Raw genomic sequence first — 17341 nt, 5'->3', positions numbered from 1 at the left:
CCGTCGATCACGGCAAGCCCCGCACGCAGCCTCATTGACGAACAGCTACTGGGGGTAGCAACCATATGACGAAGAAGACGCGGATCCGGGTCGCGCGGATAGCCGCCGGTGCCGTGATCGCGGCGGGTGCCTCGCTGACCGCCGCCGGCGCGGCTTCCGCCCTGGACCTCGGCGTCCAGGCGGGTCCGATCAACATCGGCGTGAGCACGGACGGAAAGGACGACGGCGGCGACACCGGAGGCTGCGACCCCGTCGGCATCTGCGACACCACCGGCGGCACCTCGACGGGCGGTGACACCACGACCGGCGGCGACACGACCGGCGGTGACACCACCGGTGGTGACACGACCGGCGGCGACACCACCACGGGTGGCGACACGACCGGCGGCGACACGACGGGCGGTGACACCACCACCGGCGGTACCACCACTACCGGGGGCGACACCACGACCGGCGGCGACACCACCACGGGCGGCGACACGACCGGCGGCGACACGACGGGCGGTGACACCACCACCGGCGGTACCACCACCGGCGGCGGCACCACCACGGGTGGCGGCAGCACCACCGGCGGTGACACGACCGGCGGCACCACCACCGGCGGTGACAACGGCGGCTCCGGCAACTCCGGTGGCGGCAACGGCGGCGGTTCCGGCAACTCCGGCGGCGGCAACGGCGGCGGTCACGGTGGCGGCCACCACGGCGGCGGCTCCGGCACGTCCGGTGGCAACGGCAACACCACCCCCAACGGCGGCAACAACAACGTCTCCCAGGAGGAGGGCTCCTCGGCCCTCACCGACACGGGCTCGGACACCTCGGCCAAGGGCAGCGGCAAGCAGCTCGCCGAGACCGGTGCCGGGCAGACCGCGTTCCTGCTGGTCGGCGCCGCGACGATGATCGCCGGTGGCATCGGCTTCCGGATCCTGCCGCGTCTGGTCAACGGCCGGGGCGGCGCGGCCGCCTGAGCGTAGCCCCGCGGGCACGCTGCGTACGCACGGTCTGACGTCGAAGGGCCCGGAGCCTCGCGCTCCGGGCCCTTCGGGCGTTCTTGCCCGGCCTTTCCCGCTTTCTTACGCGGTACTTCTCATGCGGCGCTTCTCACGCGGTCTGGTGCGCCAGCAGTGCCACCGCGGCGATCAGCATCGCCAGCAGCGCGATCAGCGCCATGGGGTTCAGCCCCGCGAAGAAGCTCTCCTGCTGCAGTCGCTCGCGGTTGGCACGGCACACCGGGCACCGGCCCTCGCTCACGGGCGCCGCGCAGTTCGCGCACACCAACCGGTCGTACGTCATGCGGTCGCCCTCCTTGCACCGGCCATCACCCATACAACGCTTCCGGAAACGAGAACGTTCCCCCTCCACTCTGCCAGGTTCCCGTGGAGCCTGCGCGGGGCGCCGGGAGACGGGTGGTAAGGACAACCGCAGGTACAAAAGTGCACATCCCATCCCCAACCTCGTACGGGCCCTGCGCTTGCGTACTCGGTTCGCGTATGGTCACGCTCATCTACCCCCGGCGACCCGTGGTGCATCCGTGATCCGATTCGACAACGTCTCCAAGGTCTACCCCAAGCAGACCCGCCCAGCCCTCAGGGATGTGTCCCTGGAGGTGGAGAAGGGCGAGTTCGTCTTTCTCGTGGGGTCCTCCGGCTCCGGAAAGTCCACCTTCCTGCGGCTCATCCTCCGCGAGGAGCGGTGCAGCCACGGCCAGGTGCACGTCCTGGGCAAGGACCTCGCACGCCTCTCCAACTGGAAGGTGCCGCAGATGCGCCGCCAGCTGGGGACGGTGTTCCAGGACTTCCGGCTCCTGCCGAACAAGACGGTCGCGGAGAACGTGGCCTTCGCACAGGAGGTGATCGGCAAGTCGCGCGGCGAGATCCGCAAGTCCGTGCCGCAGGTGCTCGATCTGGTCGGGCTCGGCGGCAAGGAGGACCGGATGCCGGGCGAGTTGTCCGGTGGTGAGCAGCAGCGCGTGGCCATCGCGCGCGCCTTCGTGAACCGGCCCAAGCTGCTCATCGCGGACGAGCCCACCGGCAACCTCGACCCGCAGACCTCCGTCGGCATCATGAAGCTGCTCGACCGCATCAACCGGACGGGCACCACCGTCATCATGGCGACGCACGACCAGAACATCGTGGACCAGATGCGCAAGCGCGTCATCGAGCTGGAGAAGGGCCGCCTCGTCCGCGACCAGGCCCGCGGCGTCTACGGCTACCAGCACTGACCCGCCCCCCGAGTCACGTCCACGGAAAGGCTTAACCCGAGGCCATGCGCGCCCAGTTCGTCCTGTCGGAGATCGGTGTCGGTCTCCGCCGCAATCTGACGATGACCTTCGCCGTCATCGTCTCCGTCGCCCTGTCCCTGTCCCTCTTCGGCGGATCGCTGCTGATGAGCGACCAGGTGAGCACCATGAAGGGCTACTGGTACGACAAGGTCAACGTCTCGATCTTCCTGTGCAACAAGAGCGACGCGCAGTCGGACGTGAACTGCGCCAAGGGCGCGGTGACCGAGGACCAGAAGAAGCAGATCCTCAGCGACCTCCACAAGATGCCGATCGTCGAGAGGGTCGCGTACGAGTCGCAGGACCAGGCCTACAAGCACTACAAGGAGCAGTTCGGGAACTCCCCGCTGTCCAGCTCGCTCACGCCGGACCAGATGCAGGAGTCGTACCGGATCAAGCTGAAGGACCCGAAGAAGTACCAGGTGATCGCGTCCGCGTTCAACGGACGTGACGGTGTGCAGTCCGTGCAGGACCAGAAGGGCATCCTGGACAACCTCTTCCAGCTGCTCGGCCTGATGAACCGGGCGGCGCTCCTCGTGATGGCGATGATGCTGATCGTCGCGCTGCTGCTGATCGTCAACACCGTGCGTGTCTCGGCGTTCAGCCGCCGGCGCGAGACGGGGATCATGCGCCTGGTCGGTGCCTCGGGCTTCTACATCCAGGCGCCGTTCATCATGGAGGCGGCGGTCGCCGGCCTGATCGGCGGTGGTCTGGCCTGTGTGTTCCTGGTGATCGGCCGGTACTTCACCATCGACCACGGCATGGCCCTGGCCACCAAGCTCCAGCTCATCAATTTCGTCGGCTGGGACGCGGTGTTGACCAAGCTTCCGCTGATCCTCGCCACCAGTGTGCTGATGCCTGCTCTGGCGGCGTTCTTCGCGCTGCGCAAGTACCTGAAGGTGTGACGCATGCCAAGAGGGCCGTACGGGCATCCGGCCGTACGGCCCTTCGCCTTGTCCTAGACTCACGGCCATGTCAGGCCGAGACCCGTTCTGTCAGCCCCGCCGCAATCGCCGCGGGGCCGCCCTGACATTGGTCTTCGCCGGCGTCCTGGTCGCCGGCGCCGCCACCGGTTCCTTCCCGGACACCGGACCGGCGGACTCCGCCGGCCGCGGGGCCGCCGCCGGTGCGGCGCGCACGGCCCCCCGGCACGAGGACGTGCGCAAGGCCGCCGCCGAGGCCATGGCGGACGGGAAGTCGCCGATGGAGGCCGCCGAGCGGGCCGTCAGCCGCAGCGGGGACCGCTGGGGCGCCGTCTACTCCGAGGGCGAGTACCAGGAGTTCCAGGAGGCCCTCGACGGCCAATACACCGGCGTCGGCCTGTGGGCCCGGCGCGAGCGGGACGGCCGTATCGAGGTGACCCGGGTGCAGCCCGGCTCGCCCGCGGCGGACGCGGGCATCCGCAAGGGCGACCGGCTGCGCAGCGTCGACGGCGCCGACGTCGACGGCCGGCCGGTCACCGAGGTGGTCTCCTTACTACGCGGCGACGCCGACGACGCGCCCGCGGGTACGACGGTCACCCTGGGCCTGCAGCGCGGCACGCGCGCGTGGAACGAGACCCTGCGCCGGGCCCGCCTGTCCACCGACTCCGTGACCGTCCGCAAGCTGCCCGGCGGGGTCACCGTCATCAAGATCGCCGCCTTCACGAAGGGCTCCGGGGACGCCGTCCGCACGGCGGTGCGCGAGGCACCGGCCGACGCCGGAGTCGTGCTCGACCTGCGCGGCAACTCGGGCGGCCTGGTCACCGAGGCCGTGGACACCGCCTCCGCCTTCCTCGACGGCGGCCTGGTCGCGACCTACGACGTCGACGGCGCACAGCGCGCCCTGCACGCCGAGGCCGGCGGCGACACCGCCCGGCCCCTGGTCGCCCTGGTCGACGGCGGCACCATGAGCGCGGCCGAGATGCTCACCGGAGCCCTCCAGGACCGGGGCCGCGCGGTCGTGATCGGCTCCCGCACCTTCGGGAAGGGTTCCATCCAGATGCCGACCAAGCTGCCCGACGGCTCGGTGGCCGAGCTGACCGTGGGTCACTACCGCACCCCCTCCGGCCAGGCCGTGGACGGCCGGGGCATCACCCCGGACCTGGAGCCCGGGCCACAGGCCCTCCAGCGGGCGGAGACGGTCCTCGCCGGCCTCGGTGACCCCTCCCGGCACGATTAATACGCTTCCCACCCACCCCCTCCATGGTGCGAAAATGGTCGGCACTATGAGCAAGGGAATGTACGTACCGAAGGAGTCCCAGCCCAAGCAGGGCGGCGGGGCCGCCAAGGGCAGGGACGGCGAAAAGGGCGGTAAGCGCAAGATCGTCGCCCAGAACAAGAAGGCCCGGCACGACTACGCGATCGTCGACACCTACGAGGCCGGACTCGTGCTCACCGGCACCGAGGTCAAGTCGCTGCGCGAGGGACGGACCTCGCTGACCGACGGCTTCGTCCAGATCGACCGGGGTGAGGCGTGGCTGCACAACGCCCACATCCCCGAGTATCACCAGGGCAGCTGGACCAACCACTCCGCGCGCCGCAAGCGCAAGCTGCTGCTGCACCGCGAGGAGATCGACAAGCTGGAGTCCAAGGCCCAGGAGACGGGTCACACCATCGTGCCGCTCGCCCTGTACTTCAAGGACGGCCGCGCGAAGGCCGAGATCGCGCTCGCACGAGGCAAGAAGGAGTACGACAAGCGCCAGACCTTGCGGGAGAAGCAGGACCGGCGTGAGTCGGACCGTGCGATCGCGGCGGCGAAGCGGAAGCAGCGCGGCGTCTAGCCGGGCCGCCGGGAATAGGCTGGCATCGGCGTGCGTCGGTCACGTACGATGGGATCGCACTCCACAGAGGGTGCGCGCCCCCTCTCCGGAGGGATTGAAAAATCAACATGGGGATGATCGGTTTCGACAGCGGCTGTCGAAGCAGGGGAAGCGTGTCGAGGAAGCGGCAATGATCTCGTAAACCATATGTCGCAAAAAATAATCGCCAACACCAAGCGCGATTCCTTCGCCCTCGCTGCCTAAGTAGCGACTTGCGAAGTGTCAGCCCGGGGCTGTTCCCGACCCGGATCCTGGCATCAGCTAGGGGACTAAACCTTGATCCCGGTCACGGGGTGAAGAGGGAAATCAAACAGTGACTGAGCCCGTCGGCGACTTGTTCGCGTGATCGCCGGGGCTGAGAAAATCACAGCGGACTGCACACGGAGAAGCCCTGATTCCGCACCGTTGGACGCGGGTTCGATTCCCGCCATCTCCACCAGTGGAGTACATCTCCACACCCCATGTGGGCAAAGGCCCCGTCGCTGCGAGCGGCGGGGCCTTTGTCATGGGCGGACGGAACGGAGCATTGACGATGGACGGCGACAAGGACCCGCGGCACCTCCTCATACGGGCGCACGACGGGCCGTCCCCGCTGTTCGGTACGGACGCCCCCGGGCTCCCCGGGCCCGACGACTTCACGACGAGCGTCACGGCAGGCTCCCTCGGCCTCCCCGGCCATCTGGCCCAACGGCTCCAGACCTGGTGCGAGGCCCGCCCGCCCGGCGGATTCACCGCGCGTCCCGCCCTGCGCAAGCACGTCGGGCAGGGCGCGGAGATCAGCCGGGCGGTGGCCGCGCACCTCGGCCCCCGCTGGGCGGTGCGCTACTGGGACGAACGCCACCGCACCGCCAAGTTCGTGTGCTGGGGCTGCGACCGCATGCACTGGACCCTGGAGGCCCACGGCCACCCGCTGCCGCCGCACCCGGTGCACATCACGGTCCGGGGCGAGTACAAGTGGCACCCTCTGCGCGCCGACGGCATCGGCGACTTCGCCCCGGACGACCCCGCCGCCGCCCTCGGCCTGTCCGACGGCCTGGTGGCCGGCTTCTACGCCTGGGCGGCGGCCGTCGACGACGCCCTGGACGCCTGGATCAGGCACCGCGACGACCTCCGCCACGACGCCGAGTGCGCCCGCCTGGAGGCCGAGGGCGCGCGGCTCGCCGCCCGCCTCGCCGACGAACTCGGCCCCGGCCGGACCGTCACCTACCTCGGCTGCTAGCGGAGCCGGGCGAACGCGCGGCCGTGGCCGCCGAGTTGATCAGCACGGCCACGGTCGCCGCGGCGGCCGGGACCGCGAAGGCCGCGACCGGCGAGAGGTGCTCTGCCGCCCAGCCGCCCGCCGCCGAGCCGCCCGCGATGCCGGTGAGCAGGGCGGTGACGACGAGGCTCATGCCCTCGTTGAGGCGGTCGGCCGGGGTGCGCCGCTGCACCAGGGTCATCGCGGTCACCATCGTCGGCGCGGTCGCCATGCCCGCCACCAGCAGTGCGCCCGCCAGGGCCACGAGCGAACCGGCGACGGCAGCGGCGAGCCAGGGCAGGGCCATCAGTACGGCCATCGCCAAAAGGCACTGGGCAAGGCGCAGGCCCGACGGCTTCAGCGCCCCGTACAGCAGGCCCGCCGCGCACGAACCGACCGCCTGCAGCGCGAGGACGGCACCGGCCGCCGCGCGATGCCCCTGCGCGTCGGCGTAGGCGATCGTGACGACCTCCATCGAGCCGAACACCATGCCGGTCGCCACGAAGCAGGCCAGCAGCGGCCGGATGCCCGGGCTCCGCAGCGGCGACGGCGCCTTCGAGCGGGCCCGCGGCGGCGGCTCGGTCGCCCGCTGCGCGGTGAACAGCAGCATCCCGGCCAGCAGCAGCGCGGCCCCGGCGAGCGTGCCCGCCTCCGGGAAGAACGTGCCGGTCAGGAAGGAGGCCAGTACCGGGCCGAGCATGAAGCACAGCTCGTCGGCCGCCTGTTCGAAGGAGTTCGCGGTGTGCAGCGCGCCGGGATCCTCGCGCAGCAGATGGGCCCAGCGGGCGCGGGAGAGGCCGCCGATGTTCGGGGTGGCCGCGGTGGCGGCGTACGCGGCGAACAGGGTCCAGTCCGGGGCGCCGTAACGGACGCACAGCAGCAGCGCGAGGCTGCCCAGCACCGCGGTGAGCGTGGCCGGTACGGCGACGCGGGCCTGCCCGTGCCGGTCGACGAGCCGTGCGATCCAGGGCCCGGCCACCCCGGTCGCCGCGAGCCCCGTGGCGGTCACGGCGCCGGCGAGGGCGTACGAGCCGCGGGATCCGGCGATCATCACGACCGCGCTCACACCGAACATGCCCATGGGGAGACGGGCGATCAGATTGCCGGCGGTGAAGGCGCGGGTGCCGGGGAGGGAGAAGAGGCGGCGGTATCCGGTGGATCGCTCCTGCTCGTCCGGTATGCGGGTGTCCTCGGTGGTCTGTTGCGGCATGGCTCCACGGTCGCCCGGAGCGGATCACCGGGTCCAACACCTTCTCGACGCCGATTCACGCACCCGCGTTGTAAATTCATCGCCATGCCCACCCCGGCCGCCATAGAACCCCGCCTCCTGCGCGCCTTCCTGACCGTCGCCGAGGAACTGCACTTCACCCGGGCCGCGGCCCGCCTGTACGTCGCCCAGCAGGCGCTCAGCCGGGATGTACGGCGTCTGGAGCGGGAGCTGGGCGCCGAGCTGTTCGTACGGACCACCCGGCAGGTGACGCTCACCGCGGACGGCGAGCGTCTGCTGCCGCACGCCCGGCGGGTCCTCGCCGCCCAGGACGGCCTGCTCGCCGCCTTCGGCCAGGCCCGGCCGCTGCTGGTGGACCTCAACTCCGCGGGCCTGGGCACCGGCCGCCGCGTGCTGCACCGGGCCCGGGAACTCGCTCCCGACTGCGAGCTGATGGCCCGCTACGAGAGCGGCCTGACGGGAGCGGCGGCCGATCTGCTCGCCGGACGGCTCGACGCCTCCTTCGGCCGCTTCGCCGGCCTGGACCCGGCCCTGCGCTCCGGCCTGGAGCAGCAGCCCGTGCGCTACGAGCCGATGGCCGTGGTCCTGCCCGAGGACCACCCCCTGGCGGCCCGGCCGGCGGTGCCGCTGGCCGCGCTGGCCGGAGAGACGGTGTACGCGGGCGCCGGGAACCCGCGCACCCGGGAGTGGACCGACCTCGCCCTGCGCCTCTTCGAGGGACGCGGCATCCGGCTCGCCCCGCCCCTTCCGCTCGCGGTCGGGGACGAGGAGTTCGAGCGGATCATGGCCAAGACACGGAACCCGGTGCTGGCCGTGGTGGACTTTCCGGCCCTGACCCGCACGGTGCTGCGGCCGCTCGTCGACCCGGTTCCGCTGTCGCCCGTGTCCCTGGTCTGGCGCAAGGGGCTGACCCATCCCGGACTGGACGCACTGCGCGCGGCCGCCGCCGAGCTCGCGACGGCCGAAGGGTGGCTGCGACGCCCCGTCGGCCCATGGATTCCGGCCGCCGACGACGAGGTGATGAGCGCGCACGGCTGACACGTCCACCGTGCGCGGCCGGCCCGCTCACTCGTCGAACCACACCACCAGACGCACGCCGTCGTCGCCGTGCACGCAGGCCAGGGCGCCCATGATCGCCCATACCGGGCCCCAGGTGCCGTCGGGCGGTACGGCGTCACGGCGGCGGGAGCGTTCGACGCGGAAGACGGAGGCACCCGACTCCCACTGGGTCCCCTCCGGCCACCGGCCGGGAACGCAGGACGGGTCCGTCGTCAGGGTGTTGATTCCGGCCGCGCGGGCGAAGGCCCGGCTCCAGACCCAGGGGCGGCGCAGGCCGAGCGTGCCGTCGGGAGCCCGGTGGTACTGGGCTATGTGGGTGGAGCGGGGGAGCGCCGGTTCGTCCCAGTCGATGGCGCGTGCCTCGGCCCAGGACAGCCAGGTGGTGCCGAAGGCGGCCCCGCCCCAGGAGTCCCGTTCGGCCCGGACCGGGGCCGAGGTGCCGGGCGGCAGGTCTCGGCCGGCGGCCACGGGGCGCCAGTGGGAAGCGAGGTCCCGTACGCCGAAGAGGCAGGCGAAGGCGTCGTAGTCCCTGGCCGGGGCGATCATCGCGAGGTCGACGGCCGGGCACCAGGCCGTCTCGCCGGGGGCCAGGCCCTCCTGCCAGGTGCGGCACTCGATCCAGCCGTGGATGTCCGTTCCCATGACCCCCGATTGTTCCCTCACCGCCTTCCCACGCCGCGAGTGAGAGCAACGTTCCCTTCCGGTCACTCCCGGCCACAGGCAGGAAACGCGCCCTCCCTACCGTCGGGACTCATCACCGCTCATCACTTCGAACGACCCGAGCCCCGGAGCACCGTGGAGGCGTCCATGACAGCCCCTAGTACAGCCCCCGCCCCGAGCAGCAGGGGAGGCCGCTGGATCGAGCACTGGGATCCGGAGAACGAGGCCTTCTGGAACGAGACGGGGGAGAAGACCGCCCGCCGGAACCTGCTGTTCTCCGTCCTCTCCGAGCACATCGGGTTCTCGATCTGGACCATGTGGTCCGTGCTGGTGCTCTTCATGGGCCCGGAGTACGGGCTGACCCCGGCCGACAAGTTCCTGCTGACGTCGATGGTCACGCTGGTCGGCGCCGTCGTCCGCATCCCCTACACCTTCGCCGTCGCGCTCTTCGGCGGGCGGAACTGGACGATCATCTCGGCCGGCCTCCTCCTCGTCCCGACCGCCGCCGCGTTCGCCGTGATGAAACCGGGAACGTCCTTCTCCACATTTCTCCTGGTCGGTCTGCTCGCGGGCATCGGCGGCGGCAACTTCGCCTCCAGCATGACCAACATCAACGCCTTCTTCCCGCTGCGGAAGAAGGGGTGGGCCCTCGGCCTCAACGCGGGCGGCGGGAACATCGGCGTCCCGGTCATCCAGCTGGTCGCCCTCGCGATCATCGGGGCGAGCGGCGGGCCGCGCGTGCTGCTCGGGATCTACATCCCGCTGATCGTCGTCTCCGCCGTCCTCGCCGCGCTGTTCATGGACAACCTCGCCTCCGTGAAGAACGACACCGGCGCCGCCAAGGACGCCGCGAAGGACGCCCACACCTGGATCATGGCCTTCCTGTACGTCGGGACGTTCGGATCCTTCATCGGCTACAGCTTCGCCTTCGGGCAGGTGCTGACCAACCAGTTCGGGCGGACCCCGCTGCAGGCCGCGTACCTCACCTTCATCGGCCCGCTGCTCGGCTCGCTCATCCGGCCGGTCGGCGGCCGGCTCGCCGACCGGTACGGCGGCGCGAAGATCACCCTGTGGAACTACGTCGGCATGGCCGCCGCCACCGCCGTGCTCATCGGCGCCAGCGTGCAGAAGTCGCTGCCGCTGTTCGTGTCGGTCTTCGTCGTCCTGTTCGTGCTGAGCGGGCTCGGCAACGGGTCGACCTACAAGATGATCCCCGGCATCTTCCAGGCGAAGGCGGTCGCCGAGGGGCTGGAGGGGGAAGAGGCCGCCGCCTACGGCCGCCGGCTCTCCGGCGCCTCCATGGGCCTCATCGGAGCCGTCGGAGCACTCGGCGGCGTCGGCATCAACATGGCCTTCCGCCAGTCCTTCCTCTCCTACGGCTCCGGCACCGGCGCCTTCGTCGCCTTCCTCGCCTTCTACGGGGCCTGTTTCGTGGTCACCTGGGCCGTATACCTTCGGCGCCCAGCCGGGCAGGTTCACGCCAACACCGCCCCTTCGGAGACAAAGCCGCAGCTCAGCTACGCCGAGGTGTGACGTAACACCGGCGACATCAAGCCGAACCGAGCCTGTCACGCGCCGTTGACAGGCTCGCTCGGCATGCGGGCCAGGTAGGAGAGCAGCCATGTACGACCGACAGCAGCAACCCGAACAGGGGCCCCTCGCCGGGTTCACCGTGGGGGTGACGGCAGCGCGCCGCGCCGACGAGCTGGGGGCGCTGCTCCAGCGGCGCGGCGCCACCGTGCTGCACGCGCCCGCCCTGCGCATAGTGCCCCTGGCCGATGACGGCGAACTGCTCGCCGCCACCAAGGAGATCATCGATCACGCACCCGACGTGGCGGTGGCCACCACCGCCATCGGATTCCGGGGATGGATCGAGGCCGCCGACGGCTGGGGCCTCGGGGAGCAGCTGCTCGGGCGGCTGCGCGGGGTGGAGCTGCTCGCCCGCGGGCCCAAGGTGAAGGGGGCCGTACGGGCCGCCGGGCTGACCGAGCAGTGGTCGCCGTCGAGCGAGTCCATGGCGGAGGTGCTCGACCGGCTGCTGGAGGAGGGCGTCGACGGTCGCCGGATCGCCGTACAGCTGCACGGGGAACCGCTGCCGGGATTCGTGGAGGCGCTGCGGGCCGGAGGAGCGGAGGTCGTCCTGGTGCCGGTGTACCGGTGGATGCCGCCGGAGGACATAGGCCCCGTGGACCGGCTGCTGGACGCGGTCGTCTCGCGCGGCGTGGACGCGCTCACCTTCACCAGCGCGCCGGCCGCCGCGTCGTTCCTGTCGCGGGCCGAGGAACGGGGCCTGGTCGCCGAGGTGCTGGCCGCGCTCGGCCATGACGTCCTCGCCGTCTGTGTGGGACCCGTCACCGCGCTTCCCCTCCAGGCCCGGGGCGTGGACACCGTACAGCCGGAGCGGTTCCGGCTCGGGCCGCTGGTGCAACTGCTGTGCCAGGAACTTCCGGGCCGGGCCCGGGCGTTGCCGATCGCCGGGCACCGGGTACAGATCCGGGGCCACGCGGTCCTGGTCGACGGCGAGCTGAAGCCGGTACCCCCGGCGGGGATGTCCCTCCTGCGCGCCCTGTCCCGCCGGCCGGGGTGGGTGGTGGCCCGGGCGGAGCTGCTGCGCGCGCTGCCGGGCGCCGGGCGCGACGAGCACGCGGTGGAGACGGCGATGGCCCGCCTTCGTACGGCTCTCGGGGCGCCGAAGCTGATCCAGACCGTGGTCAAGCGGGGGTATCGGCTGGCGCTGGATCCGGCGGCGGACGCCAAGTACGCGGACGCGTGAGAAGGCGCCCGGCGGCGAAGTCGCCGTCTGCCGGGGGTGGGTAGGGGCGCCTGGTGCCGACGGCGAGCAGTCGTCCGAACATGAAGATCACGGTCTGTGACTGCAGTACTATCGACTGACGAAGTGTCACGATGGCGTCCAGCACTGACCGGTGGAGTGCGAGTTGGCAAGACGCGGAAGTAATCGGACGGGAGCGGAAGACGGCGACGCGGCGAACAGCGCCTCCCGCATCGCGGATTGTGCCCGGACGCGATCGACCTCTCTCAGCCTCGCCGAGATCTCGGACTCGGAGATCCCGGAGAGCATCGGCGACCTCACCTGGCTCACCTCGCTGAGGATCACCAGCAAGCAGCTCGCCGGCCTGCCGAAGAGCGTCGCGAAGCTGACCAACCTGACGGCGCTGACGATCATCGGCAGCGGTCTCCAGACCTTTCCCGAAGCGCTCGGCCGATTCACGACCGTCACCGATCTCAGCATCTCCGCCCACGAGTTGATGGAACTCCCCGGGGACCTCTTCAGGCTCACGAACCTCACCTCGCTCACCCTCCTGACCGGCCAGGTCAAGGTGCTGCCGGAGGGCATCGGCGGGCTCACCCGGCTCGTCCAGCTCACCGCATATCTCGACATCACCGAACTTCCCGACAGCTTCGGAAGGCTCACGCGGCTCACCGAACTGAGCCTCGACGCGCCCCATCTCACTTCACTCCCCGACGGTTTCGGCAATCTCGCCGGGCTCACGGTCCTCAAGCTCCGCGCACCACAACTCACCGTTCCTCCCCCGGAGATCGTCTCCAGCGGCGGTCCCGCCGTGCTCGCCTACATGCGGGGGACCTCGGTCGACTCGGTCCGTCAGTGGGCGTCGAAACTGCTGGTGGTCGGGCAGGGCCGGTCGGGGAAGACCTCGCTCCTCAAGGCGCTCCGAGGGGACACCCACGACCCCAATGAGGACAGCACCCATGGCCTGAACGTCGGCCGGCTGAGTATGCCCCACCCGGACCCCCCGACGGGCACCGAGGCGGAAGAGCTCATCATGGAGCTCAGCACCTGGGACTTCGGCGGCCAGGACATCTACCACGCCACCCACCAGTTCTTCCTGTCCGACCGATCGCTCTTCCTGCTGGTCTGGGACGCCCAGGTCGGATGGGAAGAGAGCAAGCTGTACTACTGGCTCGACCTGATCAAAGCCCGCGCACCGCATGCGCCGGTGCTCATCGTGGCCACCCATCTCGGGCCCAGGCCACCGGACCTGCCGCTGCACACGATCTGCGAGGCCTTTCCCGGACTGGTCGTCGAGAGCATGGCCGCGGACAGCGCCACCGGCGAGGGAATCGACGCGGTGCGCCGGCGCATCGCCGCCGAGGCCGCCCAACTCCCGCTGATGGGCGCGGTCTGGCCACGGCACTGGCTCGATGCCGCCGAGGCCGTCCGGGCTCACCCCGAGAAGCACGTCGAACCGCGCGTGCTGTGGGACCTGATGGCGGAGCACGGTGTCACCGAGTCCGCCCAGCAGCACTATCTGGCCAGTGCCCTGCACAGCCTGGGCGACATCCTCTTCTATCCCGAGGACGACGAGCTCTCCGGCCTCGTGATCCTGCACCCGCAGTGGCTGACCTCCTACATCAGCCGGGTGCTCGACGCCAAGGAGGTCCGCGACTCGCACGGCATCTTCACCTCGGCGCATCGCGGCCGGCTCTGGTCCGACCTGGACCGCAGCATGCAGAACTACTTCGTCAGCATGATGGAACGGTTCGACCTCTCCTACCGGACCACCGACGCCAGCAGCAGCCTGGTCGTGGAACTGCTCCCCTGGGATCCGCCCGACTACCAGGAGCGCTGGGACTCCGCACTGGAACCGCACCGCCGGGAGCTGCGGCTGCGGTACCGCCTGCACACCGTCCCGCCCGGCATCCCGACCTGGTTCATCGCCCGGGAACACCGCTTCACCGTCGATCTGAACTGGCGGACCGGCGCGCTGCTACGCCATCAGGACGGCCGTCACTACGGCCTGGTGACGGTCGACCGCTATACCAAGACCGCCGAGATCCAGGCTCGCGGCCCCTACCCCCACCACTTCTTCTCGATCCTCATGGACGGGTTCGAGCAGACACTGCTGCGCTATCCCGGCCTGGAGATCACCCGCTACGTCCCGTGTCCGGGAGTCCTGGAGAGCGACGGGAGCTGCCACCACGAGTTCCTGCACACCAATCTCCTGGACCGGCTGATCCGCACTCCGCCGCTGGAGACGATCGAGTGTCCCGTCCACTACGAGCAGCTCAACGTCAGGAAGCTCCTCCACGGCATCGAACCCCCGGCGCAGAGCCGCTCCGAGGAACTGGCCGTCGCGCTGGGAGCGAAGGTGGACGGCCTGAGCAACGACCTCAGGGACATCAAGAACCAGAGCCGGGACATCCTGGACGAGGTCAAGGAGGCCAGGATCCAGCAGACGGCCATCGCGGCCGAGCAGCAGCGTGCCTTTCTCACCGAGCTGCGCCGGGCCGACTCCCGGCAGGCTGTGCTCTGTCCGAGCGTCGTCTCCGTCCAGCGCGTACGCAGGCATCGGCTCGGGGGCATCTGGCGCGACTCGGTGTTCCGGCTCCATCTCTACTGCGAGGCTCCCGGCGCCTGGCACCGCATCCCGGGCGTGAAACCCTACGAGGTGCGGGCGAGCTCCGAGCTGGAGCAGGCCGTACTGCCGTACGCGCGGCGGGTGCTGGCGGTGCTGAAGTACGCGGTACCGGTCGCCGGCGCGGCGCTCGGCGTGGCGGCCGATGATCTGGACAAGCTGCTCAAATCCGATGTGGCTCTGATGAAGGAACTGGTGAAGGGCCTGCCGGATGAGCTGGTCAGCACGTCCCCGCAGCTGGGAGACATCCGGTCGCTGGTGCGTGCGACGGAACACCACGAGTACCGGCAGATGCAGAACCTGCTCCTCAAGCTCGACCCGGCGGGGTTCTGGGGCGGACTGAACAAGGTCACCACGCCCGAGGGCCCCACCTACTGGCTCTGCGACGCGCACACCCGTGAGTACCGGCGCCAACCCGGCAACCGATCGGCGAACGCGCTCCCGTAGGTCCCTGCGCCCCGTCAAGCCGGCAGCGCCCCTGCGGTCGCAGGGCCGAGGGGCGTGGCGGACGCGTACCCCCCGGGGGCCGGCCGGTCGGCGGCGTCGATTCACGCGGACCGGCTGAAGCGCCCGCACACCAGCAGCGCCCGCGCCAGAAAGGCCACCGCCACCGTCGACCCCACCGCCCGCACCACGTTCCACGCCACCCACGGCCCTTCGAAGTGCCTCCGCAGGGCGGAGGGATCGCCCTGCGCCGCCAGGGCGTTGTTCAGCGGGATGTTGAACGCCACCGTGACGAAGAAGACCAGGGCGTACGCCACCAGCGCCGCCCGGATCCAGCGGGCGGAGGCCGAGCCCCGTAGCTGCCACGCCGACCACCCCGTCAGCACCAGCGCCCCCATGAAGCTCAGGAAGAACACCGGGTTCTGGATCACGGTGTTGATGTGGCGCATGACCTCGACGTACGTCCGGTCGTCGCTGCGGGCCAGCGCCGGCATCACCGCGCAGGCGAAGATGTAGAAGACCCCGGCGATCAGGCCCATGGCGACCGTGGCCGCGCCCAGGACGACCTTGCCGACCGGTGTCTCCCGCGCGTTCCCCGTGTTCTGTGTATGCCTCATGCCTTCCAGCCAAGCGGAGCGGCCGCGCCCCGGACATGGCCGAAGCGCGCACCCCCATACGCGTGCGTCCAGACTGGTCGCAGGCCCGGCCGTCGTACGCCGTTCTGGGTACCGCGGCACGGCAACGGGGCGAGCGGCGCGGGCGGGCGCCCAGGAAGAGACGGCGTCCGGCTCACCACTCTGGTCCGTTCCTCCCCCGCGCGGGCCCGACCGCCCCGTGCGGCCGCGCACGTGCGGCCGCGAGTGCTCCGGGGCGCCGGGGTGCGCTCTGCCGGATGTTTTCGGCCGGGCGTCAGGCTGACGCCGGACTGTGGTGGGGAGGAGCCGCACCCGCGAGGCGGAGCGGCGAGCACACGGGGGGACGGGAATGACACGCTGGCAGCCCCTGCCGGATGCGCTGCCGAGAGAGGCACGGCACCTGGTCGAGCAACTGCGCGTCCTCAAGGGCCGTACCGGACTCAGCCTTGCCGAACTGGCCCGAAGGACCGCCTACAGCAAGTCGTCCTGGCAGCGGTATCTGAGCGGGGCCAGACTGCCGCCGAGGGGAGCGGTCCAGGTGCTCGGCCGACTGGCGGGTGCGGATCAGGCGCGGCTGCTGGTGCTGTGGGAGCTGGCCGAGCAGGCGTGGCCGCGGGTCGGGGCGGAGCCCGTCGGCCCGACGACGGCCGCAGCCGAGGCCGAATCGGAGCGGGAGCCGGGGTCGTGGCCGGAGCCGGGGCCGCGCGCAGTGGTGCACGGCCGGTGGCGGAAGGCGGCGATGGCCGCGTTCGCCGTCGTCCTGCTGCTGGCGGCGGGGCTGCTGTGGGCGCTGCCCCGGGCACGGGCGACCGCACAGCCCGCGGCCCGAGGACGGGCGATCGTACGGCCCTCGGCCCGGGGGCAGGAGGCCGTACCCCCACCCGCCCCCGGCCCGTAGGCGTCCTCAGCCGAGCTTGTCGTAGTAGGCGAGCTTCCAAGGGCCGGTGCCCTTGATCCGTACCCGGTACTTGCCGCTGATCCGCTTGAAGGTGACGTTCCGCGCGTCGCCCTGGTAGGTGACGGTGCCGCCCGAGGCCGGGCCGAGAAGCCAGCGCTGGGCGAACGTCCAGCTCTGGTCGGTGACGACGCCGTCGTTGTCCGACAGGTGGTAGTGCTCCTGCCACCACTGGGTGGCCGATTCCGTCTCCGGGCCGAACGAGCCGTCGATCTGGCTCTTGGTGAAGGAGTGCCAGTCGCCGTCGTCGTCCTGCCACTGGGCGCCGTCCGCGTACAGAACGGTCTCCCACAGGGCCGTGGCATTGCTCTGGGCGTAGTCGTCGACGCTGAGGTTCTCCTCGTCCTGCCAGTCGTCGGTGACCGCGCCGCCGCCGTCGATGCCGTGGTAAGAGGCGGCATTCGCGGCGGGTGCCAGGGCGATGCCGGTGCCGCCGGCGCCCAGCAGTGCGGCCGTCGCCATCGCGACGACCCCGGTGCGCATGCTCATGAACGTTTCCTTTCTGAACCGCCGTCCCCCGTGGGTCCCCCCTGGGGCGGCTCGCTGTGCGTTCGCAGGACAAAGAGTCACGGCCGTGGGCGGGGGCGGCGAGGTCTGACGGGGTATCCGGACCGAACGGGGACGACCCGCGCTTCGGGCACCGGCAACCCCG

At 70.8% G+C, this 17341-nt stretch carries 15 protein-coding genes, 1 other RNA gene and 1 pseudogene; 12 read left to right on the top strand and 5 right to left on the bottom strand.

All coding sequences use genetic code 11. The features are described 5' to 3' along the window. The first annotated feature begins 65 nt into the window (after window positions 1-65). Window positions 66-965, top strand: a complete 900-nt coding sequence (locus AVL59_RS42595; RefSeq protein WP_067315100.1) for a hypothetical protein — start codon at window positions 66-68, stop codon at window positions 963-965. 133 nt (window positions 966-1098) lie between these two features. Here the strand turns inward: AVL59_RS42595 and AVL59_RS42590 are convergent, their stop codons facing one another. Further along, window positions 1099-1290: a hypothetical protein gene (locus tag AVL59_RS42590; RefSeq protein ID WP_067315099.1), complete on the bottom strand. Its 192-nt coding sequence runs from the start codon at window positions 1288-1290 to the stop codon at window positions 1099-1101. A 238-nt stretch (window positions 1291-1528) separates the two neighbouring features. On the opposite strand from AVL59_RS42590, the gene ftsE reads away from it, so the two are divergent. From ftsE to AVL59_RS42560, 6 genes are all read left to right on the top strand, one after another. Continuing rightward, window positions 1529-2218 carry a cell division ATP-binding protein FtsE gene (gene ftsE, locus AVL59_RS42585; RefSeq protein WP_055707746.1) on the top strand — a complete coding sequence of 230 codons (690 nt, stop codon included), beginning with the start codon at window positions 1529-1531 and terminating at the stop codon, window positions 2216-2218. A 44-nt stretch (window positions 2219-2262) separates the two neighbouring features. Continuing rightward, a complete protein-coding gene (gene ftsX / locus AVL59_RS42580; protein WP_067315097.1) occupies window positions 2263-3180 on the top strand; it encodes a permease-like cell division protein FtsX in 918 nt (305 codons plus the stop codon). A 67-nt stretch (window positions 3181-3247) separates the two neighbouring features. Continuing rightward, on the top strand, window positions 3248-4435 hold the full coding sequence (locus AVL59_RS42575; RefSeq protein ID WP_079147259.1) for a S41 family peptidase: 1188 nt from the start codon (window positions 3248-3250) through the stop codon (window positions 4433-4435). Between the two features lie 58 nt (window positions 4436-4493). Continuing rightward, window positions 4494-5036, top strand: a complete 543-nt coding sequence (gene smpB, locus AVL59_RS42570; protein WP_067315094.1) for an SsrA-binding protein SmpB — start codon at window positions 4494-4496, stop codon at window positions 5034-5036. A 109-nt stretch (window positions 5037-5145) separates the two neighbouring features. Continuing rightward, window positions 5146-5514: a transfer-messenger RNA gene (ssrA, locus tag AVL59_RS42565) on the top strand. A gap of 93 nt (window positions 5515-5607) precedes the next feature. Next, the gene (locus AVL59_RS42560; protein WP_067315092.1) at window positions 5608-6294 is read left to right on the top strand and encodes a hypothetical protein; all 687 of its coding nucleotides are present in this window, start codon (window positions 5608-5610) and stop codon (window positions 6292-6294) included. Window positions 6295-6655: 361 nt separating this feature from the next. Here the strand turns inward: AVL59_RS42560 and AVL59_RS56805 are convergent. Then, a pseudogene (locus AVL59_RS56805) lies at window positions 6656-7363 on the bottom strand (MFS transporter); the annotation flags it as partial. Between the two features lie 243 nt (window positions 7364-7606). Between AVL59_RS56805 and AVL59_RS42550 the strand changes: the two are divergent. After that, window positions 7607-8578 carry a LysR family transcriptional regulator gene (locus AVL59_RS42550; protein ID WP_067315090.1) on the top strand — a complete coding sequence of 324 codons (972 nt, stop codon included), beginning with the start codon at window positions 7607-7609 and terminating at the stop codon, window positions 8576-8578. A 27-nt stretch (window positions 8579-8605) separates the two neighbouring features. Here the strand turns inward: AVL59_RS42550 and AVL59_RS42545 are convergent, their stop codons facing one another. Further along, entirely contained in the window at window positions 8606-9241 is a 636-nt protein-coding gene (locus AVL59_RS42545) for a hypothetical protein (protein WP_067315088.1), read from the bottom strand. A gap of 165 nt (window positions 9242-9406) precedes the next feature. On the opposite strand from AVL59_RS42545, the gene AVL59_RS42540 reads away from it, so the two are divergent. The 3 genes from AVL59_RS42540 (at window position 9407) to AVL59_RS42530 (ending at window position 15102) form a co-directional block, all read left to right on the top strand. Next, a complete protein-coding gene (locus AVL59_RS42540) occupies window positions 9407-10792 on the top strand; it encodes a nitrate/nitrite transporter (protein ID WP_067315087.1) in 1386 nt (461 codons plus the stop codon). 88 nt (window positions 10793-10880) lie between these two features. Further along, complete coding sequence (locus tag AVL59_RS42535) at window positions 10881-12032, top strand: uroporphyrinogen-III synthase (RefSeq protein ID WP_067315085.1); 1152 nt, start codon at window positions 10881-10883, stop codon at window positions 12030-12032. Between the two features lie 163 nt (window positions 12033-12195). Next, a complete protein-coding gene (locus tag AVL59_RS42530) occupies window positions 12196-15102 on the top strand; it encodes a COR domain-containing protein (RefSeq protein WP_067315083.1) in 2907 nt (968 codons plus the stop codon). A 101-nt stretch (window positions 15103-15203) separates the two neighbouring features. Here AVL59_RS42530 and AVL59_RS42525 read toward each other — a convergent pair whose 3' ends face one another. Further along, window positions 15204-15716 carry an anthrone oxygenase family protein gene (locus AVL59_RS42525; RefSeq protein ID WP_067315081.1) on the bottom strand — a complete coding sequence of 171 codons (513 nt, stop codon included), beginning with the start codon at window positions 15714-15716 and terminating at the stop codon, window positions 15204-15206. A 367-nt stretch (window positions 15717-16083) separates the two neighbouring features. Here AVL59_RS42525 and AVL59_RS42520 point away from each other — a divergent pair, with 367 nt between their 5' ends. Then, window positions 16084-16632 (top strand): helix-turn-helix domain-containing protein, encoded by a 549-nt coding sequence (locus tag AVL59_RS42520; RefSeq protein WP_067315079.1) that lies wholly within the window; start codon window positions 16084-16086, stop codon window positions 16630-16632. A gap of 6 nt (window positions 16633-16638) precedes the next feature. On the opposite strand, the gene AVL59_RS42515 is transcribed toward AVL59_RS42520, so the two are convergent. Further along, the gene (locus tag AVL59_RS42515; RefSeq protein WP_067315077.1) at window positions 16639-17178 is read right to left on the bottom strand and encodes a peptidoglycan-binding domain-containing protein; all 540 of its coding nucleotides are present in this window, start codon (window positions 17176-17178) and stop codon (window positions 16639-16641) included. Window positions 17179-17341 lie beyond the last annotated feature (163 nt).

Source organism: Streptomyces griseochromogenes, from assembly GCF_001542625.1.
GTDB classification, from domain to species: domain Bacteria; phylum Actinomycetota; class Actinomycetes; order Streptomycetales; family Streptomycetaceae; genus Streptomyces; species Streptomyces griseochromogenes.
Note: the sequence above shows the minus strand (reverse complement) of the source record. Positions and strands in the feature narration are given on the sequence as shown.